The following is a 23,940-nucleotide window of genomic DNA, read 5'->3' on the forward strand; positions in this document are numbered from 1 at the left end:
ATGCGCCAGTTTGGAAAGCTGTTTTAAGGGAGCATCTTGACGCAAATATCGTTTGTATACTAATAAATTCCGGACACAAGAGCTTGCCGCTTTGCAGTGTGCGAACAGCCCGCCGGGATCTGAATGGTCCGGGCGTGCAGGTGAAAGTTTGGCGCCCGCGTCCACGGTTGGGCCAGAAGGTTGGATTTGATGAACACCACATCCGCTCTCAACACCGTCGGCGCCCGACCGCTGCAGTTCCCGATTCCGGCCAACGTCTATGCCGAAACCGTCGTCTCGGTGAAGCACTACACCGACCGGCTGTTCTCGTTCCGCATCACCCGTCCGCAGTCGTTGCGCTTCCGCTCCGGCGAGTTCGTCATGATCGGCCTGCCCAATGCCGAGAAGCCGGTGTACCGCGCCTATTCGGTGGCAAGTCCGGCCTGGGACGAAGAGCTGGAATTCTTCTCGATCAAGGTGCCGGACGGCCCGCTGACCTCGGAGCTGCAGAAGATCCAGGTCGGCGACACCGTCATCATGCGCCAGAAGTCGACCGGCACGCTGGTGGTCGACGCGCTGACCCCGGCCAAGCGGCTGTTCATGATCTCGACCGGCACCGGCATCGCGCCTTTCGCCAGCCTGCTGCGCGACCCTGACACCTACGACAAATTCGATCAGCTGGTCCTGACCCATACCTGCCGCGACAATGCGGAACTCACCTACGGCCAGGAGCTGGTCGCGGCGTTGGAAAGCGACCCGCTGATCGGTGAACTGACCACTGGGCGCGTCACGCTCTACAATTCGACGACCCGCGAAGAGTCGGCACGCATGGGCCGCATCACCGCGCTGATCGGCTCCGGCAAGTTCTACAGCGATCTCGGCATCGACAAGCTCAGCCCGGAAACCGACCGCATCATGATCTGCGGCTCGATGCATATGCTGAAGGACGTCAAGGACCTGGCCGAAAGCCTCGGCTTCGAGGAAGGCTCGCTGAGCCATCCAGCGACTTTTGTCGTCGAGCGCGCCTTCGTCGGCTGAGCCGCACCAACATCTCGAAGTCTATGCTTTTGACCGCACGGTCAAAATTGCTGCTTTCGCCGCCTTTTTCGGTTATGACCGCCCGCAGGACTCGTGAAGTACGGCTTCACGGGCTATCTTCGGCACACGTCGCTGAATGAAAGGGCAGGAGATGAGCAGCACAATCCGAGAAGCCGATATCGGCTCGTCCAAGGTGACGCCGCTGCCGGCGCGTGCCGCCGCCAACACAGCCGTTCCACCGGACCATCGCATTGCGCGCAATCCCGGCATGAAGCTCGATCTCGGCTTCATGGAATCGGTGCGCAGCGTCAACCGCTCGGCGCTGGAACGGCGCGTCGCCAGCCTGACCAAGCGGCGCTCGATCAAGGCCGACAACCAGGCGGCCTGGCTGCTGCGCGCTGTCGCCTGCATGGATTTGACGACGCTGAATTCCAACGACACCGAGGAGCGTGTGCGCCGGCTCTGCGCCAAGGCGATCAATCCGTTCCGCCGCGACATCGTCGAGGGCCTGGGCATATCAGGTGAAACCATCCGCCCGGCCGCCGTCTGCGTCTACCATCCCTTCGTCACCACCGCCGTCGATGCCGTGCGCGGCGCCGGCATCCATGTCGCCGCCGTCTCCACCGCCTTCCCGCATGGTCTGGCACCCCTGTCGACCCGCCTGCAGGAAATCGAAGCCTCGGTCCGCGACGGCGCCGACGAGATCGACGTGGTCATTCCACGCGGGCTGGTGTTCGGCGCCAAATGGCGCGAGCTATACAATGAGATCGTCTCGATGCGCGCCGCTTGCGGTGACGCGCATCTGAAGGTCATCCTCGGCACCGGCGACCTCGCCACGCTGCGCAATGTCATGCTGGCCTCGATGGTAGCGATGATGGCAGGCGCCGACTTCATCAAGACCTCGACCGGCAAGGAAAGCGTCAATGCGACGCTGCCCGTCGGCCTCGCCATGGTGCGCGCCATCAGGGCCTATTTCGAGGAAACCGGCTATCTCATCGGCTTCAAGCCGGCCGGCGGCATTTCCACGGCCAAGGCCTCACTCGACTGGCTGGTGCTGATGAAGGAAGAACTCGGCCGCCCATGGCTGGAGCCGGACCTGTTCCGCTTCGGTGCGTCGAGCCTCTTGACCGACATCGAGCGCCAGCTCGAGCACCATCTGACCGGACACTATTCGGCCAATCATCGCCACGCGATGGCTTGAGAGATTTACCCCCACCCCGATCGGCAAGCCGATCGACCCTCCCACAAGTGGGAGGGGTGAAGGAGGCGCCCAATGAACATTCTCGACCGCTACCACGCCATGGAATACGGCCCGGCGCCGGAAGCCCGCAACGAGGCCGATGCATGGCTTGCCGCGCGCGATTTCGGCAAGGCGCTGTTCATCGGCGGCGACTGGAAAGCCGCGTCCGGCGGCAAGACTTTCGAAACCAGCGAGCCGTCTTCCGGCAAGCTGCTGGCCAAGATATCCGACGCCAATGCCGTCGACATCGACGCGGCGGTTGCGGCGGCCACCAAGGCGCTGCCGAAGTGGTCGGCAGCCTCGGGCTATCAGCGCGCCAAGGTGCTTTATGCCATCGGCCGCGCCATGCAGCGCCACCAGCGCCTGTTCGCGGTGCTTGAGACAATCGACAATGGCAAGCCGATCCGCGAAAGCCGCGACATCGACGTGCCGCTGGCCATCCGCCATTTCATCCACCATGCCGGTTGGGCGCAGGCGCTGGACAGGGATTTCCCCGGCCACAAGGGTGTCGGCGTGGTCGGCCAGATCATTCCGTGGAATTTTCCGCTGCTGATGCTTGCCTGGAAGATCGCGCCGGCCCTCGCCGCAGGTTGCACCGTGGTGCTGAAACCAGCCGAGTTCACACCGCTGACATCAATCCTGTTCGCCGAGATCTGTGAGCGCGCCGGCGTACCGAAAGGCGTCGTCAACATCGTCCAGGGCGGGCCTGGGGCTGGTGCGGCCATCGTCAACCACCCCGGCATCCAGAAGATCGCTTTCACCGGCTCTTCCGAGGTCGGCAAGATCATTCGCAAGGCGACCGCCGGCTCGGGCAAGAAACTGTCGCTGGAGCTTGGTGGCAAGTCGGCCTTCATCGTCTTCGAGGATGCCGATCTCGACAGCGCCGTCGAAGGCCTGGTCGACGGTATCTGGTTCAACCAGGGCCAGGTCTGCTGCGCCGGTTCGCGACTGCTGGTCCAGGAAGGCATCGCCGACGCCCTGATCGCCAAGGTCAAGACGCGGATGAGCCGGCTGCGCGTCGGCAGCCCGCTCGACAAGAACACCGATATCGGCCCGCTGGTCGACGCCACACAGCTCGAGCGCGTCAAGGGCCTGGTCGCCGAAGGTGCCAGGCAGGGCGCCGTCTGCTGGCAGCCGGATGCGGCGCTGCCGTCTTCCGGCTACTACCATCTGCCGACGCTCGCCACAGGTGTTTCGCCGGCTAACATATTGGCGCAAGAAGAGGTGTTCGGCCCTGTTCTGGCGACCATGACCTTCCGCAACACCGAGGAAGCGATCGAGCTTGCCAACAACACGCGCTATGGCCTCGCCGCCTCGGTGTGGAGCGAGAACGTCAACCTTGCCCTGCACGTCGCGCCGCAATTGAAGGCCGGCGTGGTCTGGGTCAACGGCACCAACATGTTCGACGCCGCCTGTGGCTTCGGCGGCTACCGCGAGAGCGGTTTCGGTCGCGAAGGCGGGCGCGAGGGCATGTTCGAATATCTCACGGCGAAGCTGCCGCTCGGCCAGATCATCAAGCCGGCGACGACCTCCGCACAGCCGGTCGAGCAGGCCGACGGCTCGGCAATCGACCGCACGGCTAAGCTGTTCATCGGCGGCAAGCAGGTACGGCCGGACGGCAATTATTCGCTGGCTGTCGCCACCGCCAAGGGCAAGCTTGCCGGCGAGGTTGGGCTCGGCAGCCGCAAGGATATCCGCGATGCCGTCTCTGCCGCCCGCGGTGCCAAGGCCTGGCCGGAGGCGACCGCCTATAACAGGTCCCAGGTGCTCTATTATTTGGCCGAGAATCTTTCCGGCCGTGCCGGCGAGTTCGCCGCCCGTCTCACCGAATTGACCGGCGCTACGCCCAAGGCCGCGCGGGAAGAGGTAGAACAATCCATCGAACGGCTGTTCCTCTATGCCGGCCTAGCCGACAAGTTCGAGGGCCGCGTGCACCAGCCGCCGGCGCGTGCCGTGACGCTGGCGCTTCATGAACCGGTCGGCGTCGTCGGCATCGTCGCCCCCGACAGCTCGCCGCTGCTCGGCCTGATCTCGCTGGTCGCACCGGCGCTGGCCATGGGCAACACCGTGGTCGCGGTGCCTTCGGAGCGCTATCCGCTGCTGGCCACCGATCTCTACCAGGTCATCGAATATTCCGACATTCCCTCAGGCGCCATCAACATCGTCACCGGCCGCAGCTCCGAACTCGCCGGCGTGCTGGCCAAGCATGACGATGTCGACGGGCTCTGGGTGTTCGCCGATGCAGAGACCTGCGCCAAGGCGGAGGCCGAGTCCATCGGCAACCTCAAGCGCGTCTGGAGCGGCAATGGCCGCGGCATCGACTGGGCATCCGACGAAGCCGCCGGCGACGCCTTCCTGCGCCGCGCCGTCGAGGTCAAGAATGTCTGGGTGCCTTACGGCGATTAATGTATGTCGCCCAAAAGTGCGCAGCGGTTTTGGGGCAACGACATATATAAAGGCAAAGAGCCAAAGCGCGTCGCGCGCTTTGATCTCCCCCCGGCGCGGTAGAGATCGTGTTCGGGGTTGACGCATGGACAGATGTTCTTTAACGAGAAAAAACATCTTTATCAGTGAACGATCAACGGCGCAGGCTGCACGATCATGCGCGACTGGCACATGACGCCTTGGCCAGCCGCGGATTAGACCCGGACTATCCCTAGCGGACGAGGAGAACAGTATGGCTGATCTGGCAGGCAAGGTCGTTGTCGTCACGGCAGCGGCGCAAGGCATCGGCAAGGCGAGCGCGCTGGCTTTCGCAAAAGCTGGCGCCACCGTCTACGCCACCGACATCAACGAGGCACTGCTGGCGGAGCTCGCCAAGACGCCGGGGATCAAGACCCGCAAGCTGGACGTACTCAACGACGAAGCCGTCAACGCCGCCTTCGCCGAGATCGGTGTCGTCGACGTGCTGTTCAACTGCGCCGGTTTTGTCCATTCGGGCTCGATCCTTGAGATGAAGGACGGCGACCTCGATTTCGCGCTGAACCTCAATGTTCGCGCCATGATCCGCACCAGCCGGGCCGTGCTGCCCGGCATGCTGGAACGCGGCGACGGATCGATCATCAACATGGCCTCGCTGGCCAGTTCGACCAAGGGCGTGCCCAACCGCTTCGTCTACGGCCTGACCAAGGCCGCCGTCATCGGCCTGACCAAGGCGATCGCCGCCGACTATGTTGGCAAGGGCATACGCTGCAACGCCATTTGCCCCGGCACGGTCGAGAGCCCGTCGCTGCAGGACCGCATGCACGCGCAAGGCGACTACGATGCCGCCCGCGCCGCCTTCATCGCCCGCCAGCCGATGGGCCGGCTTGGCACGCCGGAGGAGATCGCGGATCTCGCCGTCTATCTGGCCGGCGCCACCTATACGTCAGGGCAGGCGTACAATATCGACGGCGGCTGGTCGATCTGACTGCGGAAATCTTGCGCGAGCCGGACGATTTGGCCCTTTCCCGGCGTTTGACAGGGGATCGAAGAGTCTGAAAATCCCGCGCGCCGCTATCTTGCATGGCGATCGCGCTTGTCCGTAGTCAGGTCGATGGGTACGGTCCGCCGGTTCCGCGAAGGCGCAATCGCCTTGGCGGAAAGTTTGCAAAAGGCCACGAGGCCGCAATCAGGAGAAGAATTTAGATGAAACTGCTGCGCTATGGCGAGGTGGGAAGCGAACGTCCCGGCCTGCTCGATGCGGATGGAACGATCCGTGATCTCTCCGCTCACGTTACCGATATCGGCGGCAAGACGCTCGATCCGGCATCGCTGGCGGCACTCGCCAAGCTCGATCCGAAGTCGCTGCCAGCGGTTTCCGGCAGCCCGCGCCTCGGCGCCTGCGTTGCCGGCACCGGCAAGTTCATCTGCATCGGCCTCAACTATTCCGACCATGCCGCCGAAACCGGCGCCACCGTGCCGCCGGAGCCGATCATTTTCATGAAGGCAAGCTCGGCCATTGTCGGGCCGGATGACGACGTGTTGATCCCCCGCGGCTCGGAGAAGACCGACTGGGAAGTCGAACTGGCCGTGATCATCGGCAAAACCGCCAAATATGTCAGCGAGGCCGATGCGCTCGACTATGTTGCCGGCTATAGCGTTGCCCACGACGTCTCCGAACGCGCCTTCCAGGCCGAGCGCCAGGGCCAGTGGACCAAAGGCAAGTCCTGCGACACGTTCGGCCCGACCGGCCCATGGCTGGTGACCAAGGACGAGGTAGCCGACCCGCAGAACCTCAAAATGTGGCTGACCGTCAACGGCAAGACGATGCAGAACGGCTCGACCAAGACCATGGTCTATGGCGTCAAGTATCTGGTTTCCTATCTCAGCCAGTTCATGTCGCTGCACCCCGGCGACATCATCTCCACCGGCACGCCGCCCGGCGTCGGCCTCGGCATGAAGCCGCCGGTGTTCCTGAAGGCAGGCGATGTGGTTGCACTGGGCATCGAAGGGCTGGGCCAGCAAAAGCAGACGTTCAAGGCGGACGTATAGAGGTTGCGCTGCCCCCTCATCCGGCCGCTTCGCGGCCACCTTCTCCCCGCTGGGGAGAAGAAGTGAGCGTCGGCGCTGACAATCTCCTCTCCCCTCGGGGAGAGGTCAGCCGAGCGAAGTGGAGGCTGGGTGAGGGGGCTGCGCCCGCCTACTTTAGCACCTTCCCATCAGCCCCAAACCTATATGTCTTCGCCGGATCCGGCGTCGCATAGAGCGTCGCACCCGGCTCTGCATCATAGACGCCGAAAATGCGCACGGTAATCAGCCCCGCCTTCTCGCAATCGAGATACAGATTGGTGTCGGCGCCGAGGTGCTCGGCGTGCACCACCGTTCCCTTCCAGGCGCCTGACTTCGGATCGACGGTCAAATGTTCCGGCCGCACGCCGATGGTCTTGGCGGTTTCGCCAAGCCTGGCGCCGTCGACGAAATTCATTTTCGGTGAGCCGATGAACCCGGCGACAAACTCATTTTCCGGCGAATTGTAGAGCTCCATCGGGCCACCGATCTGCTCGATTTTCCCTGCGTTGAGCACCACGATCTTGTCGGCCAGCGTCATCGCCTCGACCTGGTCGTGGGTGACGTAGATCATCGTCGCCTTCAGCCGGCGATGCAGCTGCGCGATCTCCAGCCGCGTGTTGACGCGCAGTGCCGCATCGAGGTTCGAAAGCGGCTCGTCGAAGAGAAAAAGCTTTGGCTCGCGCACCACGGCGCGGCCGATGGCGACGCGTTGGCGCTGGCCGCCGGACAGTTCGGCCGGCCGCCTCGCGAGATAGGGCTCCAGCGACAGCATCGAGGAGGCGATGCCAATGCGGCGCTCGATTTCGGCCGCCGGCGTTCCTGCCTGCTTGAGGCCAAGGCCCATATTGTTCTTCACCGTCAGATGCGGGTAGAGCGCATAGGTCTGGAACACCATGGCGATGCCGCGCTTGGCCGGCGGCGTGGCGGAGACGTCCGCGCCGTCGATCACCACACGGCCCGAGGTCGAATCCTCCAGTCCGGCAATGACTCTGAGCAAGGTCGACTTGCCGCAGCCGGACGGGCCGACGAAGACGACGAACTCGCCGTCGTTCACTTCGAGGTTGATGCCCTTCAGCACCTCGACCGGCCCGAAGGCCTTCTTCACGTTCTCAATGTTCAGCGAGCCCACGGCAGTCCTCCAAATTGGAATGTGGGCGCCAGGGCACCCCCTGACGACAATTCTGCGGTCACAATCGCACCGCCTTTCCACTGCGCACGCTCTCGTCGGCTGCAAGGCAGACCGCGAGCGATCTGACCGCGTCGTCCATGTGTTTGGTGAGATCCAGATCCTCGCGGATCGCCTTCAGCATGAAGGCCTGTTCGAGGTCGCAGAGGTCCTGGTGGCCGGGCTCGCCTTCCATCGACAGCATTTCGTCGGCCTTGAGAAACTTGCCGTCCGCGCCGGTCGCGGCGCTGTGCAGGCGAATGGTCGAGGTCTTGGTGTGGGTGTCGATGTCGTCGGACTTCACACCTTCCTTCATGACGATCGACACGCAGCCATTGGGCGAGATGACGTCCTTCACAAAGAACGCCGTTTCCGAAATCATCGGCCCCCAGCCGGCTTCGTACCAGCCGACCGAGCCGTCGTCGAACAGCACCTGCAAATGGCCGTAATTGTACATCGAGGCCGCCACCTCCTCGGTCAGCCGCACGCCCATGCCGCGCACCTCGACCGGCCTGGCGTCGGTGATCTGCAGCATGACGTCGAGATAGTGCACGCCGCAATCGACGATCGGCGACGTCGTCTGCATCAACTGCTTGTGCGTCTCCCAGGTGTGGCCTGAGGATTGCTGGTTGAGGTTCATGCGGAAGACGTAGGGGCCGCCGAGCTTGCGCGCTTCGGCGATCAGCCTGATCCAGGACGGGTGATGGCGCAGGATGTAGCCGATCACCAGCTTCTTGCCATTGGCCTTGGCCGCCGCGACGACGCGCTTGGCATCGGCCACGGTCGTTGCCAGCGGCTTCTCGACGAAGACATGGCAACCGGCTTCGAACGCCCTCACCGCATAGTCGGCATGGCTGTCGGAATAGGTGGCGATGCAAGCGACATCAGGCTTTTCGTCGCGCAGCGCCTCGTCGAAGGAGCGCCTGATGGCATAGCCCGACAGCCCGTCCGGCAACGGCACGTCCGAGCGGTTGATCAGCGCCGCGATCTGGAAGCCCGGATTGCTATGATAGGCCAGCGCATGGCTGCGGCCCATATTGCCGAGGCCGGCGACGACGACGCGAAGAGGTGTTTCAGAGTTCACTTGACGGCTCCGGACGTGATGCCGCGGATCAGCTGCCGCGAGAAGATGACGTAGAGGATCAGCACCGGCATGATCGCCAGCGACAGGGCTGCCAGGATGGCGTTCCAATTGGTGACGAACTGGCCGAGGAACAGCTGCGCGCCGAGCGTCACCGTCTTGGTTTCTTCAGACGGCGCCAGGATCAGCGGGAACCACAGATCGTTCCAGATCGGGATCATGGTGAAAACGGCGACGGTCGCCATCGAGGGCCTGACCAGTGGCAGCACCAGCCGGAAGAAGATGGTGTATTCCGACAGGCCGTCGATGCGGCCGGCATTCTTCAGATCGTCGGACACCTGCTTCATGAATTCCGACAGGATGAAGACGGCAAGCGGCAGGCCCTGCGCGGTGTAGACCAGGATCAGCGCCGTCAGCGTGTTGACCAGCCCGCTCGCCACCATCAGTTGCAGGATGGCGACGGTGCCCAGCCGGATCGGGATCATGATGCCGAGCGCCAGATAAAGCCCCATCAGCGAGTTGCCGCGGAAGCGGTATTCCGACAGCGCGAACGCCGCCATGGCGCCGAACAACAGCACGAAGAACAGCGAGGCGACGGTGACGACGAGGCTGTTCTGGAAATAGTGGATGAAGTCGCCCTGGCCGATCACCGTCGTGTAGCCGATCAGGTCGAAGGTTTTGGGCGTCGGCGGCGTCAGCGGCGCGCCGAAGATGCCCGCGCGCGACTTGAACGAGTTCATGATGACGAGGATCACCGGAAACAGCGCGATCGCCGTGTAGGTCAACAGGATCGCGTGGGCGCCGATGGTGCGGGGCACGGAACGGGTGGCGGTGCTCATTGGGAGGTCTCCTGACGCACACTTCCAAGGAATGGCGCCAAGGCACCCCCCTCTGTCCTGCCGGACATCTCCCCCGCAAGGGGGGAGATCGGATGTCGCGACTGCTTTCGCCAATCACCAACGCAGCAAGATGGCCGGCAAGGCCAACGCTGCCAATCTCCCCCCTTGCGGGGGAGATGGCCGGCAGGCCAGAGGGGGGTGTTCAAGCTCGACATCTCGCCCCTCAGAACTGGTAGCGACGCAGGCGCGTCTGGACGAGGAAGAGGTAGACGCAGACGCCGCCGAGGATGATCAGGAACATCATCGTGGCAATCGCCGCGCCCATATTGGGGTCGCCGGTCTGCAGCTGGAAGCCGAAGAAGGCGCGGTAGAGGAAGGTGCCGAGAATGTCGGTCGAATAGTTCGGCCCGGCGAGCGCGCCTTGCGCGGTGTAGATCAGGTCGAAGGCGTTGAAATTGCCGACGAAGGTGAGGATCGAGATAATGCCGATCGACGGCAGGATCAGCGGCAGCTTGATCTTCCAGAACTGTGAAAGGCCGGTAATCCCATCGCATTCGGCGGCCTCGATCACCTCTTCGGGGATCGACAGCAGGGCGGCATAGATCAGCATCATCGGGATGCCGACGAACTGCCACACCGAGATCAGGCTGAGTGCGGTCAGTGCATATTGCTCCTTGCCGAGCCACGGCGTGAACAGGCCTTTGAGGCCGACGAGATCCATCAGATGCGGCGCCACGCCCCACAGCGGCGACAAGATCAGCTTCCAGGCGAAACCGACGATGACGAAGGACAGGATGGTCGGAACGAAGATCGCGGTGCGGTAGAAGGCCGCGAATCTGAGTTTCGGGCTGGACAGAAGCGCCGCCAGCATGACGCCGATCGGGTTTTGCACGATCATGTGGATGATGAAGAACCAGGTGTTGTTCCTGAGCGCGTTCCAGAAACCCACCGACCAGTTGGGGTCGCCGAACAGGGTGCGGAAGTTTTGCAGCCCAACGAAGACCTGGTGCTGCTCGATGTTGCGGAACAGCGACAGCTGCAGCGTGCCGGCGAGCGGCAGGATCATGATCGCCGTGTAGACAAGCACGGCCGGCGCCAAGAAGATGACGATGTGCCAGCGGAACGGTCTTTTCGGTCTGATATCTGCGGCCATGAGTTCGGTCCCCGCCGTCTTTCGGTTCCAAAGGGTATCGATCTAGATGATGCCTCGATGCACGGCCCGAACACTCTTGCCCGATGCGGCAAGAACAAAGGCCTGCGACTGATCAGCTAGCCTTCCCCACAACAGTGAGGGTAAGGCCGGGAGGCGGTGCCGACAATCGCAATCTGAATAGGTGCACTGTGAATGAGGTGGTCCGGAACCGGCCAGGCGTGCGCCCGGCCGGCTCCGTTGCCTGAGCTCTTACTTCGCCGGCTTGTACCAGCTGTCGAGGCCGGTCTGCAGCTTCTTGGCGGCAGCTTCCGGCGTATCGGTGCCGTTGATGACGTTGGCCGATTCGACCCAGGTCTCGTTCTCGAGGTTCGGCGTGCCGCGCGACAGGATCTGGTAGGTCGAACGGATCGTCGGCTTGCACTTGGCGCGCCAGGAGACGAATTCCTGCGCCAGCGGGTCTGCCATCTTCACCGGCGAGGAGTTCAGGCTGAAGAAGCCCGGCAGCGCGTTGGCGTAGATGGTGGCGAAATCCGGCGAAGCGACCCAGGACAGGAAGGTCTTGGCCGCATCGGCATTCTTCGAAGCCGCATTGAGGCCCATGCCGATATCGGTATGGTCGGAGATGTAGCAGGTGTCGCCGGCCTTCTCGACCGGCGGCGGGAAGGCGCCCATCTTGAACTGCGCCTGGGTGTTGAACAGGCCGATTTCCCACGAGCCGGCCGGATAGATGGCTGCGCGGCCGAGCGTGAACAGGTTCTGGCTATCCGGATAGGTCTGCGCCTCGAAGCCATCGCCGAGATAAGGCTTCCACTTGGCCAGTTCCTCATAGGGCGCGACCCAGTCCTTGTCGGTCAGCTTCTGCTCGCCCTTGATCAGCGCCGCGCGGCCGTCCTCGCCCTTCCAGTAGTTGGGGCCGATGTTCTGGTAGCCCATGGTCGCGGCTTCCCAGAGATCCTTGGTGCCCATCGCCATCGGGATGTAGGTGCCGTCGGCCTTGATCTTGTCGAGCGCGGCGAAGAACTCGTCGCGGGTCTCCGGCACCTTGATGCCGAGCTTGTCGAAGGCGTCCTTGTTGTAGATGAAGCCGTGGATGACCGAGGCCATCGGCACGCAGAAGCTCGCCTTGCCGTCGTCGGTCTGCCAGGCGGATTTGGCGACGGGTGAGAAGTTCTCCATGCCGGGTAATGCCGAGAGGTCGGCAAGGTTGCCCTTCTTGAACAGCTCGAGCGACTTGTCGAATGGGCGGCAGGTGATCAGGTCGCCCGCCGAACCGGCGGCGAGCTTGGCGCCCAGCGCCGCGTCATATTCGGTCGGAGCCGACGGCGCGAACACCACCTTGATGCCCGGGTTCTTGGCTTCGAAGGCCGGGATCAGCTTGTCCTTCCAGATGGCAAGGTCGTCACCGCGCCAGCTTTCGATGTTGAGCGTTACGTCTGCGGCAGAAGCAACCCCGGCCGAGCCGAGAATGCTGGTGCCCAAAAGCAGTGCCGTCAGTAGTTTCGTTGTCATGCTCAGTCTCCCTGTTGACCTTTTTCAGGTTCGGTTTTGATGAGAACGGAGGCAGTGCGCCCTTTGCTCCCCTCTATCGCGGAAAGGGCCGGCCGCAGCTTCTGGCCGGCCTCTTCCAGTATCTTCTGCGCCGCGTCAGTGCTGTCGGCGCCGGCGGCGAGCAGAATGGCGGTCTTGACCGCGCCGCCGCTCTTCTCGAGCAGGCGGGCCGCCTCGTCCGTGTCGCGCCCGCTGACGGCGGCGACGATGCGCGCCGCGCGGTCGCGCAGCTTGATGTTGTCGGCCATGAGATTGACCATGTAGCCGTCATGCACATGGCCGAGATGGATTGCGGTCAGCGTCGACAGCATGTTGAGCGCGATCTTCTGGGCGGTGCCGGCGCCCATGCGCGTGGAGCCGGCGATCAGCTCCGGCGGCGTTTCGAGCAGGATAGCGGTTTGCGCCTGGCGCAGCAGAGCCGAGTTCCGGTTGTTGGCGATGCCGATGGTGGCAGCCCCACGGCGGGCAGCCTCCTCGATGGCCCGCACCGCATAGGGGGTCGTGCCACTGGCGGAAATGGCGATCAGGCAGTCGCCCTTGCCGAGGCCTGCCTCGGCAACCGCTGCCGCAGCCTCCTCGGTATCGTCTTCCGGCCCTCCGGCCAGCGTGCGGAAAGCGTCGTCGCCGCCGGCGATCAGGATGGCGATGCGGTCGCGGTGAATGCCGAAGGTGCCCGGCAACTCCAGTGCATCGGCCAGTGCCATCAGGCCTGAGCTGCCGGCTGCGGCGTAGGCGAGCTTGCCGCCGCTCTTCAGCCTGCCGGCAATGATCTCGGCGGCCCTGGCGATGGATGGAATGGCGTGGCGCACGACCTTGGCGGCTTCGATCTGCGCATCGGCCAAATAGGAAAGGACGGTGTCCGGAGCCTGGATATCCAGCCCCTCGGCATTTTTGTGAAGCGCTTCGGTGCGCGTTTCGGCCATCCCGGTTCCTCCAATACCAGAACAATACCAAAAAAATACCACTTGTCCACACGCATTAACGAATTCGCTGGTCGGAAATCGCTGAATCGACGAAATACGCAGATTTTTCAATAAAATACGGCTTAATCTTTTTGAAACGGAAATTAACCCTTGGCTATTGGTATTTTATTGGTATTATCCGCTTGGAGGAGAAATCACGTGAATTTCGTGCTCGGAATCGATGGCGGCGGCACCAGCTGCAGGGCCGCCCTGGCAACGGCGGACGGCATGGTGATCGGCCGCGCCAAAAGCGGCGCCGCCAACATCCGCACCGACCTGACCGGCGCCCGCTTGAACATCGTCGAGGCCGCGCGGCAGGCGTTCCTCGCCGCCGGGCAGGATGCGGAATTGATCCCGCGAACACCCGCAATTCTCGGCCTTGCCGGCGCCAATGTCGGCACCTACCGGCAGCAGCTCGAAGCGATCCTGCCGTTCAGCATCAGCCGCGTCGAGACCGACGCCGAGATCGCACTGGAAGGCGCCGTCGGCTCCGGTGACGGCGCCATGGCGATCCTCGGCACCGGCACCGCCTATATGGCGCGCAGACAAGGCAAATCGCGCGCCATCGGCGGCTGGGGCTTCCAGGTTGGCGACCAGGGCAGCGGCGCCCGCATCGGCCGCGACCTGCTCGAACAGACACTGCTTGCCTATGACGGCGTTCGCGCCGGTTCGCCGCTGACGCAAAGCATGCTGGCGGTTTTCCGCAACAACCCGGAGGACGTGGTCGAATTCACCACCAACGCCAAGCCAGGCGATTTCGGCGGCTTCGCACCCAAGGTGTTCGAGCATGCCGAGAAGGGCGACAGCGTCGCCAACTGGATCCTCGACAGGGTGGTCGCCGACGTCGAGGCCTCGCTCGGCGCACTCGACCTCGCGGACGACGCGCCGCTGTGCCTGCTCGGCGGGCTGGCGCCGCTCTACGCGCCCCGCCTGTCTGCCCGCTACCGGGCGCTGCTGAAGCCGCCGCTCGACGACGCACTGGGCGGCGCGGTGCAGATGGCGGTTCGCCTTTTCGCCGGGCACGCGGAGGCAACTCGATGAGCGAGGCCGCCGACCAGATCTTCGCCACGCTGAAACATCAGGCGCAGAGCGGCGCGCCGCTCTATCTGCAGCTTCGCAAGAGCATCGAGGACGCGGTCAATCGCGGCCTGATCGGACCGGGCGACGCGCTGCCCTCCGAGCGTGACATCGCCACCAAGGCCGACATTTCGCGTGTCACCGTGCGCAAGGCGGTGCAGGACCTGGTCAAGGGCGGCATCCTGGTCCAGCGCCACGGTTCCGGCACCTTCGTGGCGCCACGCATGGAGCGCGTCGAACAGTCGCTGTCGCGGCTGACCTCGTTTACCGAGGACATGGCACGGCGCGGCATGGCGGTGCGTTCGGCCTGGCTCGACCGCGGCCTTTACGCGCCCTCGCCCGACGAGATGATGGTGCTTGGCCTGTCGTCGAACGAACTCGTGGCGCGTGTAGCGCGCCTGCGCATCGCCAACGACACGCCGCTGGCGATCGAGCGCGCCTCGCTCTCGGCCAGCGTGTTGCCCGACCCGGCTGATATAGGCTCCTCGCTCTATGCGGCGCTGGAATTGACCGGCAACCGGCCGGTGCGGGCGGTGCAGCGCATTTCCGCCGCCAATCTCGGCGACAGCGACGCGCGCCTGCTCGAAGTGCCGCCAGGCATCGCCGGCCTGCACATCGAACGCATTTCCTATCTGGCGAGCGGCAAGGTGATCGAATTCACCCGCTCCATCTACCGGGGCGACGCCTATGATTTCGTCGCCGAATTGCGGCTGACAGGGCCGAGCGAAGAGGGCCGACCATGACGACAGAAGCAACCCATATGCGGCGCGAGATCGAGGAGGTCCCGCAAGCGGTCGCCCGCCTGCTCGACGGCTCCGGCGCCGTGCTGACCGAGGCCGGGCGCGGCATCCGCGAACGCGACCCGCAGTTTGTCGTCACCGTGGCACGCGGCTCCTCCGACCATGCCGCCACCTTCATGAAATATGCTGTCGAACTGACCGCCGGCCTCGCCGTCGCATCGGTCGGACCGTCCATCGCCTCGATCTATGGCCGCAAGCTCAGGCTGGCCGGCTCGGCCTGCCTGGCGATCTCGCAGTCGGGCAAGAGCCCCGACATCGTCGCCATGGCCGAGACAGCACGGGCGGGGGGGGCGCTGACCGTCGCCATCACCAACACCGCCGATTCGCCGCTGGCGCGTGCTTCGGACTATGCGATCGATATCCTGGCCGGCCCCGAGCGCAGCGTGGCGGCCACCAAGACCTTCATCAATTCGGCCGTCGCCGGCCTCGCTCTGATGGCGCACGCCACCGGTGACGATGCGCTGTTGGCCGCACTTGCCCGCCTGCCGGAGCATTTCGGCAAGGCGATCGCCTGCGACTGGATGAGCGTGCTGTCTGAGACGATCGAGAAGCAGAAATCGCTGTTCATCCTCGGCCGCGGACCGTCGGCGGCGATGGCCAATGAGGCGGCGCTGAAATTCAAGGAAACCTGCGGCATGCATGCCGAGGCCTATAGTGCGGCCGAAGTCATGCATGGCCCGCTGGCGCTGATCGGCCCCGACTTTCCGGTGCTGGCGCTGGCCGCGCGCGATGCGTCCGAACCGTCCATCGCCGAGGCCGCCGACAGCCTGGCGGCCAAGGGAGCGCCGGTGTTCGTCACCTCGGCACTTGCCCAGCGCGCCGTGCGCCTGCCTCATGTCGCCACCGGCCATCCCCTGACCGACCCGCTGACGCTGATTGTGTCCTTCTACATGTTCGTCGAGGCCTTTGCCCGCCACCGCGGTCTTGATCCGGATACGCCGCGCAATCTTCGCAAGGTGACGGAGACAGTATGAACGATCGCTTTGCCCTGACTGGTGCCCGGATTTACGACGGGGACGACTGGCATGAAGGCCACGCGCTCGTCGTGCGCGACGGCCTCGTCGAGGCTATTTTGCCCGCCGGCGCCATCCCCTCGGATATCCGCGTCGTCGAGACTGGCGGTGGCGTGCTGGCGCCGGGCTTCGTCGACCTGCAGGTCAATGGCGGTGGCGGCGTCATGCTCAACGACCATCCCGATGTCGCCTCGATCGAAACCATCTGCAAGGCGCATGCGCCCTTCGGCACGACGGCGCTGCTTGTGACGCTGATCACCGACACGCCCGGCGTCACCGCCGCCGCCGTCGCCGCCGGCGAAGCAGCGGCGCTGCGGAAGGTGCCGGGCTTCCTCGGCCTGCATCTCGAAGGCCCGCATCTGTCGATCGCGCGCAAGGGCGCGCATGATCCGGCGCTGATCCGGCCGATGACGGACGCCGACCAGGCGATGCTGATCGCGGCGCGGCAAAAGCTGCCGGTGCTGCTCACCACCATAGCGCCGGAATCCGTCGAACCGGCGCGTGTCTCGGCACTCGCCAAGGCCGGCATCGTCGTCAGCCTTGGCCATTCCGACACCGGCTACGCCACCGCCAGTACCTTTGCCGAGGCCGGCGCCTCGATGGTCACCCATCTGTTCAACGCGATGAGCCAGATCGGCAATCGCGAGCCCGGGCTGGTGGGCGCGGCCATCGACATCGGCGCGTTGTCGGCCGGTCTCATCGCCGACGGCATCCATGTCGATCCCGCCACCATCAAGATCGCGCTGCGCGCCAAGCAAAGTCCCGGCAAGATCGTGCTTGTCAGCGACGCCATGGCGACGATCGGCACCGACATGACCTCGTTCACGCTGAACGGCCGCACCATATACCGCAGGGACGGCAGCCTGCGGCTTGCCGACGGTACACTGGCGGGCGCCGATCTCGACATGATCTCTGCCGTGCGTTTCATCCACCGCGTAGTCGGGGCCGAGCTTTCCGAGGCCTTGCGCATGGCCTCGCTCTATCCGGCGCAGGCGATCGGCCAGTCGCACCGGCTCGGCCGCTTCGCCAACGGCACGGCGGCGGATATCGTTTCGCTGTCTGATAATCTCGACATGAAGGGTGTCTGGATCGGCGGCGAAAAGGTTTTTGCGGCCGGTTCCGCCACTGCGTTGATTTCAGGTTCAAGTCGGCTGACGTCATGAAACCTTTTGATTTTGAGGTCGTTGTCGGAGCGTATGTCCGAGGCGAAACCCAAATTGAAACAGGCCGACGGCATCAAACCGCGCGGTGCCTTGAAGCCGCGACAGCAAGCGCCGCGTGACCAGAGGCCACGCCACGAGGAGCTGCGCGAAAAAAAGCCGTCGGCCGCCGAAGCTGCCCCCGAGGTCGACGGCCAGCCGGGACCGCCACCGGAGGCTGTCGAGCCCGATCCGCAACTGACGCCCGAAGAGGCCGAGCAGGCGCGCAAGAAATATCTGCTGCGGCGTTTCTGGATCAGCGCGCGCGGTTACTGGAGCCGGCGCGGCGACCGGCTCGCTTGGCCATTGACGATAGGGGTGCTGCTGCTGATCTGCATCAATATCGGCTTCCAGTATGGCATCAATGTTTGGAACCGCTCGATGTTCGATGCCCTCGAGCAGCGCAACGCCCGCAGCGTCTATTTCCTCAGCGCCGTCTTCGTGCCGCTGGTGATCTGCAGCGGCAGCCTTGTCGTCGCGCAGGTCTACCTGCGCATGACGATCCAGCGCCGCTGGCGTTCCTGGCTGACCACTGCGGTCATTGCGCGCTGGCTGGCAAGCGGTCGCTACTACCAACTGAACCTCGTCGGCGGCGACCACCAGAACCCCGAGGCCCGCATGACCGAGGATTTGCGGATCGCCACCGAGTCGCCGGTCGATTTCATCGCCGGCGTTCTCAACGCGTTCCTGTCGGCCTCGACCTTCATCGTCGTGCTGTGGACCATCGGCGGCGCGCTCACCCTGCCGATCGGCGGCGAGAGCATTACCATTCCCGGCTTCCTGGTCATCACCGCGATGATCTATGCCGCCATCACCTCGACCTCGATGGTGGTCATCGGCCGCAATTTCGTCCAGCTCTCCGAGCGGAAGAACCAGGCGGAGGCCGAATTGCGCTACACGCTGACGCGCGTGCGCGAAAACGGCGAGAGCATCGCCTTGCTGGGCGGCGAGGAGGAGGAGCGCAGCGGCATCGACAGGAATTTCGGCCATGTGCTGAGGCAATGGGCGCTGCTGACAGGCCAGCACATGCGCACGGCGGCGGTGTCGCAGGGATCGAGCCTGTTTGCGCCGGTCGTGCCGATCCTGCTGTGCGCGCCAAAATTCCTCGAAGGCTCAATGACGCTTGGCGAGGTGATGCAGGCAGCGTCTGCCTTTGGTATCGTGCAAGGCGCGTTCGGATGGCTGGTCGACAACTACCCGCGTCTTGCCGACTGGAACGCCTCCGCGCGGCGCATAGCTTCGCTGATGATGTCGCTCGACGGGCTCGAGCGTGCGGAGCAAAGCGACGCGCTCGGACGCATCCAGCACGGCGAAACCGATGACGGTGCGATGCTCAGCCTCGACAATCTCTCCGTCACGCTCGACGACGGCACCGCCGTGGTCAAGGAGACCGAGGTTGCAATCGAACCCGGTGAGCGGGTGCTGGTGGCCGGCGAATCCGGCTCAGGCAAGTCGACGCTGGTGCGGGCCGTCGCGGGCCTATGGCCGTGGGGCGGCGGCGGCGTCAATTTCCACGCCGGCAGGCGTCTGTTCATGCTGCCGCAACGCCCCTACATCCCCTCGGGCACGCTTCGCCGCGCGGTCGCCTATCCCGCAGCGGCGGACAAGTGGACGATCAAACAGATCAAGGCCGCCCTCGACAAGGTCGGCCTTGCCTATCTTGCCGAAAGGATCAAGGAAGAAGCGCCATGGGACCAGACGCTGTCGGGCGGCGAAAAGCAGCGCCTCGCCTTCGCGCGCCTGCTGCTGCACCGCCCCGATATCGTCGTGCTGGATGAAGCAACCTCGGCGCTCGACGAGAAGAGCCAGGACACCATGATGGCGACGGTGATCCGCGAATTGCCTGATGTCACCATCATCAGCGTGGCGCACCGGGCCGAGCTGGAAGCCTTCCACAGCCGCAAGATCACCCTCGAACGGCGCGAGGGCGGCGCCAAGCTTGTCAGCGACATCAATCTCGCCCCACGCAAGCGCAACCTGCTGAAGCGCGCCTTGTGGGGTTCCGGCAGCCGGGCCGAAAGGCCGCGCAAGGAGTAAGGCGCCCCTGCCCCAGCGCAACTATGATGCGTATATGTCCTTGTAGGTATCGCGCAGCAGGTTCTTCTGTACCTTGCCCATGGTGTTGCGCGGCAGTTCATCGACGAAGATCACCCGCTTCGGGTGCTTGTATTTCGCCACCCGCCCGGCGATGGCGCCGAGAATTTCGGCACCGGTGATCGGCGATGACGGCGCACGCACGACGACGGCGGTGACGCCTTCGCCGAAATCCGGATGGGCAACGCCGATGACGGCGCTTTCGCTAACCCCGTCGAGCGCGTCGATCTCGCTTTCGAGTTCCTTCGGATAGATGTTGTAGCCGCCCGATATGATCAGGTCCTTGCCGCGGCCGACGATGTGGACGTAGCCGTCGGCGTCGATCATACCGAGATCGCCGGTGATGAAAAAACCGTCGGCGCGGAATTCCGCCCTGGTCTTCTCCGGCATGCGCCAATAGCCGCCGAAGACGTTTGGACCCTTCACCTCGATCATGCCGACCTCGTTTTGCACAAGCGCTGCGCCGCTGTCTGGATCGGCGATGCGGAGCTTCACGCCGGGCAAGGGGAAACCGACGGTACCGGCGCGCCGCTCGCCATCATAGGGGTTCGAGGTGTTCATGTTGGTCTCGGTCATGCCGTAGCGTTCGAGGATCGCGTGGCCGGTGCGCTCGCGCCAGGCCTTGTGCGTCTCTGCCAGCAGCGGCGCCGAACCGGAAATGAACACACGGATGTTTTTTGCCGCCTCATGGTCCAGCCCATCCTGCTGCAACAGGCGAACGTAGAAGGTCGGCACGCCCATCAGGGCCGTGGCACGCGGCATCAGCGAGACGATGCGGGCCGGATCGAACTTCTGCTCGAACAGCATCGAGGCGCCGGCCATCAGGACGACATTGGTGGCGACGAACAGGCCGTGCGTGTGGAAGATCGGCAATGCGTGGATCAGCACGTCGTCTCCAGTGAAATGCCAGTGCTCGACCAGCACGCGCGCGTTCGAAGCAAGATTCTCGTGGCTGAGCATGGCGCCTTTCGAACGGCCGGTGGTTCCCGACGTGTAGAGGATTGCCGCAAGGTCATCCCGCCCGCGCGCCACGTCACGAAAATCCGTCGGCAGCCGCGAGGCCTGATCGGTCAGCGATCCCCGGCCGTCGCGGCCGAGCGTGACGGTGACGGCGCCCGTCTTTTCCGCCAGCGCGCCGATGTCGGCCGCTCTTGCCGGGTCGCAGACGACCAGGCGTGGTTCCGCGTCGCCGAAGAAATACTCCAGCTCGGCCAATGTGTAGGCGGTATTGAGCGGCAGGAAGACGGCGCCGGCTCGCAGGCAGGCGAGATAGAGCATGATCGCTTCCGGGCTCTTCTCGACCTGCACGGCAATGCGGTCACCGGGTTCGACATCCAGTTGCAGTAGCGCATGCGCAAGCTGCGCCGAGCGGGCCAGCATATCGCCATAGGTGAGCAAGCGGCCATCATCGGTTTCCATCAGCAAGCGCGCTGGCGCCGGCATCCGGGACCGGAACGCATCGAACAGATGATTGCTCATGAAGACTTCCCTGGGTGCGGCGGCGCTGGGCATGCGCCTGTCGCGGCATGCCTCGGCGGCGAGAGTTCGCGGTTCTTGGCCGCGCCGTCAAGTCCGCCGGCAGCGGTTCACGCCAGCCGCTCTCCACGCAGGCTGAGCGCAAGAAACGAGCGCAAGAGACCCGCCAGGAAACGACTGCTATCGCCGAGCGCGTTTGCCGGCGAGTTCCTTCGTTTCGTCGTCCTGCTCGAAGCGTTTCATGCACATGGCGGCAGTCAACCGGTAGTGGTTGAGCAGTGCCTCGACGGCGCCGTCGGCATTGCCGTCCAGGGCACATTCGGCGATCAGGCGATGCTCGCCGAAATCGTCGCGCTGGACGCCTTCGCCATCATTGGCCATTTGCCGGTAGCGATAGGCGTGATCGGAGAGCTGGTCGCAAAACCCCACCAGCCATTGCGACCGGCAGGCCGAAATCAGCACCCTGTGAAAGATGCGATGCAGCCTCTCCCAATCGGGATTGAGCGAGACGAGGTTCTGCGGCGAAAAACGTGACGCACGGCCCAGGCGATGCAGCGCCAGCACGAGTTGTTCTTCCCATTCGGCGGTGCGGTGGACGATGGATTCGCGAAGCGCCCGCTCCTCGAGCCAGCAGCGGGTGCGCGTCAGCTCTTCGAGTTCCGGCGCACTGACCGGCATGATGAAGAAGCCGCGCTGGTCGTGCCGGCCGAGAAGTCCTTCCGAGGCGAGGCGATTGAGAGCCTCGCGGACAGGTGAGGCGCCGGCCCCATATTTGGAGACCACCCATTCGACCCGCAGTTTGCTCTCGGTTTCAAGGACACCGCCGAGAAGATCGTCCCGCAATTGCTGATAGACCGTAGTGGCAAGCGTGCTCTTCGGTCCCGCAGCGTCGTCGTTCAGATTGGCAGCTCCGTATGTCATAGCGACTCCTTGTCCCCAGGACTTGTCCTGGGCGATTCGAGTCTGAAAGCATTCGCCTTCTCGTACTTGTACCATACAGTGCGAGCATTCGCCTGCTCAAGCAGAAGATCACGTTATTGTACTTTAGCACGAAGGAATATGCGGCATTCCGGAGCTCAATGCTGTAATTCCGCGCATTTTCACAACCTGTGGAAACTTAACATGTTTTGTATGCACGCAGGAGAATCTGTCTTTCTGTTCTTTTGTATGCGCGCGAGATCAACTGTCTGCTTTGGGCATAGGCCGGCGGACCTTGAGACCGAATCAGGCAACCGCTCAGCCCGATGCCGTTGCGCATCAGATCTTCACAAGCCCCGCCCGGGACCAGAACCTTAGCCGGCATGTCGGGCCGACCGCGGGAACACCGCCGGTCAGCCGGCTGCGTTGTCGGCTGCCGTCCTGATCGCCTGGATGTTCTGACGATAAGCCTCGACGCTGCCGCCCTTGAAGATGGCGGCGCCCGCCACCAGCACGTCGGCGCCGGCAGCGGTGACCAGCGGCGCGGTTTCGGCTGAAACACCGCCGTCGATCTCGATGCGGATCGGCCGGCCGCCGATCAGGGCCTTGACCCGCTTCACCTTGTCGACAACCGCCGGGATGAAGGCCTGGCCGCCGAAGCCCGGATTGACGGTCATGATCAGGATCAGGTCGAGCCGGTCGAGCACATATTCGACCACGCTTTCCGGCGTCGCCGGATTGAGCGACACACCGGCCTTCTTGCCAAGGTTCCTGATGGTCTGCAGCGAGCGGTCAAGATGCGGGCCGGCCTCGGCATGGACGGTCAAACCGTCGCAGCCCGCCTCGGCAAAAGCGGCCAGATAGGGGTCGGCCGGGGCAATCATCAGATGGCAGTCGAAGAAGGCCTTGGTGCGGTTGCGGATCGCCTTGATCACCGGCGGGCCAAAGGTGATGTTGGGCACGAAATGCCCGTCCATAACATCAAGATGGATCCAGTCGGCGCCGGCCGCCGCCACCGCTTCGACCTCATCGCCGAGTTTGGAAAAATCCGACGCCAGCACCGATGGTGCAATCAGGGTCTTTCTGCTCATGGGTGCGGCCTTTCCGAGTGTCCTTCTCGTTCGGCCACCCTATCGACTGCCTAATGTGCCACAGCCGACTTGTCGAGGGTGCAGGCGCGGGCACCGCGCAGGCTGACGTGCCAGCATCCCCGATCACGTGCGGCCAATTCCCGCTTGCCCCCACAGCTACGAAGAAAAACCCGCCGAATTGCTCCGGCGGGTTTCTGGTCTCGTGTCGAGCAGTGGTTATTGCTGCTGGAGTTTCAGGATTCTGTCTGGAACCGGATCCTGTTGCTGTTCGACCTGCGGCCTGCGCCGTGGCAATACCTGCTGCAGCAGCAGGCCGGGGTTGAGCTCCAGCGACGGTTGTCCGCGGACGGGCCGGCAGTTCGGATAGCGCCCGATCGTGCCTTCCGGGCAGCGCCGCCTGATGATCGGCTGGCATTGGCCATTGATCATCTGCGAGCCCGGTGCGCATTCCACCTCCTGTCTGGGCTTGCGGCATGCGCCGTTGATCACCTGCGTCCCACGCGGGCAGACACACTCGCCGCGCTTGTTGTGGACCTGGCCGCGTATGTCGCATTGCTCCTGCGTCGGCTGCTTGCGCCGGCAGGCATTGCCCCGCACCTCGGTACCCCTCGGGCAGACACAAATGCCGTTGGCGTCGTGGACCTGACCACGGATCGTGCACTGCTCAGGCTTTGGCCGGATCGGACGGCACGCGCCGTTTCTGACCTCGGTACCCCTTGGGCAGGCACAATCGCCATCCGCGTCGTGGATCTGACCACGGATGATGCACTGCTCAG

The 23,940-nt window shown here is 64.1% G+C and carries 19 protein-coding genes and 1 pseudogene; 10 read left to right on the forward strand and 10 right to left on the reverse strand.

Features of this window, described 5'->3' with window-relative positions; genetic code table 11:
• The first annotated feature begins 189 nt into the window (after positions 1–189).
• From NKI21_RS03790 to NKI21_RS03810, 5 genes are all read left to right on the forward strand, one after another.
• Entirely contained in the window at positions 190–1,017 is an 828-nt protein-coding gene (locus tag NKI21_RS03790; protein ID WP_023810851.1) for a ferredoxin--NADP reductase, read from the forward strand.
• 151 nt (positions 1,018–1,168) lie between these two features.
• Positions 1,169–2,218 carry a deoxyribose-phosphate aldolase gene (gene deoC, locus NKI21_RS03795; protein WP_031213095.1) on the forward strand — a complete coding sequence of 350 codons (1,050 nt, stop codon included), beginning with the start codon at positions 1,169–1,171 and terminating at the stop codon, positions 2,216–2,218.
• 72 nt (positions 2,219–2,290) lie between these two features.
• A complete protein-coding gene (locus tag NKI21_RS03800) occupies positions 2,291–4,663 on the forward strand; it encodes an aldehyde dehydrogenase family protein (protein WP_352797273.1) in 2,373 nt (790 codons plus the stop codon).
• A 271-nt stretch (positions 4,664–4,934) separates the two neighbouring features.
• On the forward strand, positions 4,935–5,666 hold the full coding sequence (locus tag NKI21_RS03805; RefSeq protein WP_352440647.1) for an SDR family oxidoreductase: 732 nt from the start codon (positions 4,935–4,937) through the stop codon (positions 5,664–5,666).
• Between the two features lie 218 nt (positions 5,667–5,884).
• Entirely contained in the window at positions 5,885–6,730 is an 846-nt protein-coding gene (locus NKI21_RS03810; RefSeq protein ID WP_352440648.1) for a fumarylacetoacetate hydrolase family protein, read from the forward strand.
• A 148-nt stretch (positions 6,731–6,878) separates the two neighbouring features.
• Here the strand turns inward: NKI21_RS03810 and NKI21_RS03815 are convergent, their stop codons facing one another.
• The 6 genes from NKI21_RS03815 to NKI21_RS03840 form a co-directional block, all read right to left on the reverse strand.
• Complete coding sequence (locus tag NKI21_RS03815; RefSeq protein ID WP_352774328.1) at positions 6,879–7,877, reverse strand: ABC transporter ATP-binding protein; 999 nt, start codon at positions 7,875–7,877, stop codon at positions 6,879–6,881.
• A 58-nt stretch (positions 7,878–7,935) separates the two neighbouring features.
• Entirely contained in the window at positions 7,936–8,997 is a 1,062-nt protein-coding gene (locus NKI21_RS03820) for a Gfo/Idh/MocA family protein (RefSeq protein WP_352440650.1), read from the reverse strand.
• Complete coding sequence (locus NKI21_RS03825; protein WP_127380895.1) at positions 8,994–9,833, reverse strand: carbohydrate ABC transporter permease; 840 nt, start codon at positions 9,831–9,833, stop codon at positions 8,994–8,996. Before NKI21_RS03825 ends, NKI21_RS03820 begins: the two co-directional genes overlap by 4 nt.
• 223 nt (positions 9,834–10,056) lie before the next feature.
• Positions 10,057–10,986, reverse strand: a complete 930-nt coding sequence (locus NKI21_RS03830; RefSeq protein WP_352864556.1) for a carbohydrate ABC transporter permease — start codon at positions 10,984–10,986, stop codon at positions 10,057–10,059.
• A 249-nt stretch (positions 10,987–11,235) separates the two neighbouring features.
• Positions 11,236–12,495: an ABC transporter substrate-binding protein gene (locus NKI21_RS03835; protein WP_352440652.1), complete on the reverse strand. Its 1,260-nt coding sequence runs from the start codon at positions 12,493–12,495 to the stop codon at positions 11,236–11,238.
• 2 nt (positions 12,496–12,497) lie between these two features.
• Positions 12,498–13,457, reverse strand: coding sequence for an N-acetylmuramic acid 6-phosphate etherase (locus NKI21_RS03840; RefSeq protein ID WP_352440653.1), 960 nt, complete (start codon positions 13,455–13,457; stop codon positions 12,498–12,500).
• A gap of 198 nt (positions 13,458–13,655) precedes the next feature.
• Between NKI21_RS03840 and NKI21_RS03845 the strand changes: the two genes are divergently transcribed.
• From NKI21_RS03845 to NKI21_RS03865, 5 genes are read left to right on the forward strand one after another with little or no spacing between them, the layout of a single operon-like run.
• Positions 13,656–14,537, forward strand: coding sequence for a glucosamine kinase nucleotide-binding domain-containing protein (locus NKI21_RS03845; RefSeq protein WP_128305138.1), 882 nt, complete (start codon positions 13,656–13,658; stop codon positions 14,535–14,537).
• Positions 14,534–15,316, forward strand: a complete 783-nt coding sequence (locus NKI21_RS03850; RefSeq protein WP_352440654.1) for a GntR family transcriptional regulator — start codon at positions 14,534–14,536, stop codon at positions 15,314–15,316. Before NKI21_RS03845 ends, NKI21_RS03850 begins: the two co-directional genes overlap by 4 nt.
• The gene (locus NKI21_RS03855) at positions 15,313–16,347 is read left to right on the forward strand and encodes an SIS domain-containing protein (protein WP_352440655.1); all 1,035 of its coding nucleotides are present in this window, start codon (positions 15,313–15,315) and stop codon (positions 16,345–16,347) included. The genes NKI21_RS03850 and NKI21_RS03855 overlap by 4 nt, the downstream gene beginning before the upstream one ends.
• A complete protein-coding gene (gene nagA, locus NKI21_RS03860) occupies positions 16,344–17,549 on the forward strand; it encodes an N-acetylglucosamine-6-phosphate deacetylase (protein ID WP_352440656.1) in 1,206 nt (401 codons plus the stop codon). Before NKI21_RS03855 ends, nagA begins: the two co-directional genes overlap by 4 nt.
• Positions 17,550–17,582: 33 nt before the next feature.
• Complete coding sequence (locus NKI21_RS03865) at positions 17,583–19,622, forward strand: ABC transporter ATP-binding protein/permease (RefSeq protein WP_352440657.1); 2,040 nt, start codon at positions 17,583–17,585, stop codon at positions 19,620–19,622.
• 21 nt (positions 19,623–19,643) lie between these two features.
• Here the strand turns inward: NKI21_RS03865 and NKI21_RS03870 are convergent, their stop codons facing one another.
• The 4 genes and pseudogenes from NKI21_RS03870 to NKI21_RS03885 all read right to left on the reverse strand — a co-directional run.
• A complete protein-coding gene (locus NKI21_RS03870; RefSeq protein ID WP_352440658.1) occupies positions 19,644–21,158 on the reverse strand; it encodes a malonate--CoA ligase in 1,515 nt (504 codons plus the stop codon).
• 177 nt (positions 21,159–21,335) lie between these two features.
• The gene (locus tag NKI21_RS03875) at positions 21,336–22,076 is read right to left on the reverse strand and encodes a GntR family transcriptional regulator (protein ID WP_352440659.1); all 741 of its coding nucleotides are present in this window, start codon (positions 22,074–22,076) and stop codon (positions 21,336–21,338) included.
• Positions 22,077–22,486: 410 nt separating this feature from the next.
• Entirely contained in the window at positions 22,487–23,164 is a 678-nt protein-coding gene (gene rpe, locus NKI21_RS03880) for a ribulose-phosphate 3-epimerase (RefSeq protein WP_023810869.1), read from the reverse strand.
• Between the two features lie 216 nt (positions 23,165–23,380).
• Positions 23,381–23,940 (reverse strand): annotated as a pseudogene (locus NKI21_RS03885) (hypothetical protein); the annotation flags it as partial.

Source organism: Mesorhizobium sp. M0715 (assembly GCF_040320355.1).
Lineage (GTDB): Bacteria > Pseudomonadota > Alphaproteobacteria > Rhizobiales > Rhizobiaceae > Mesorhizobium.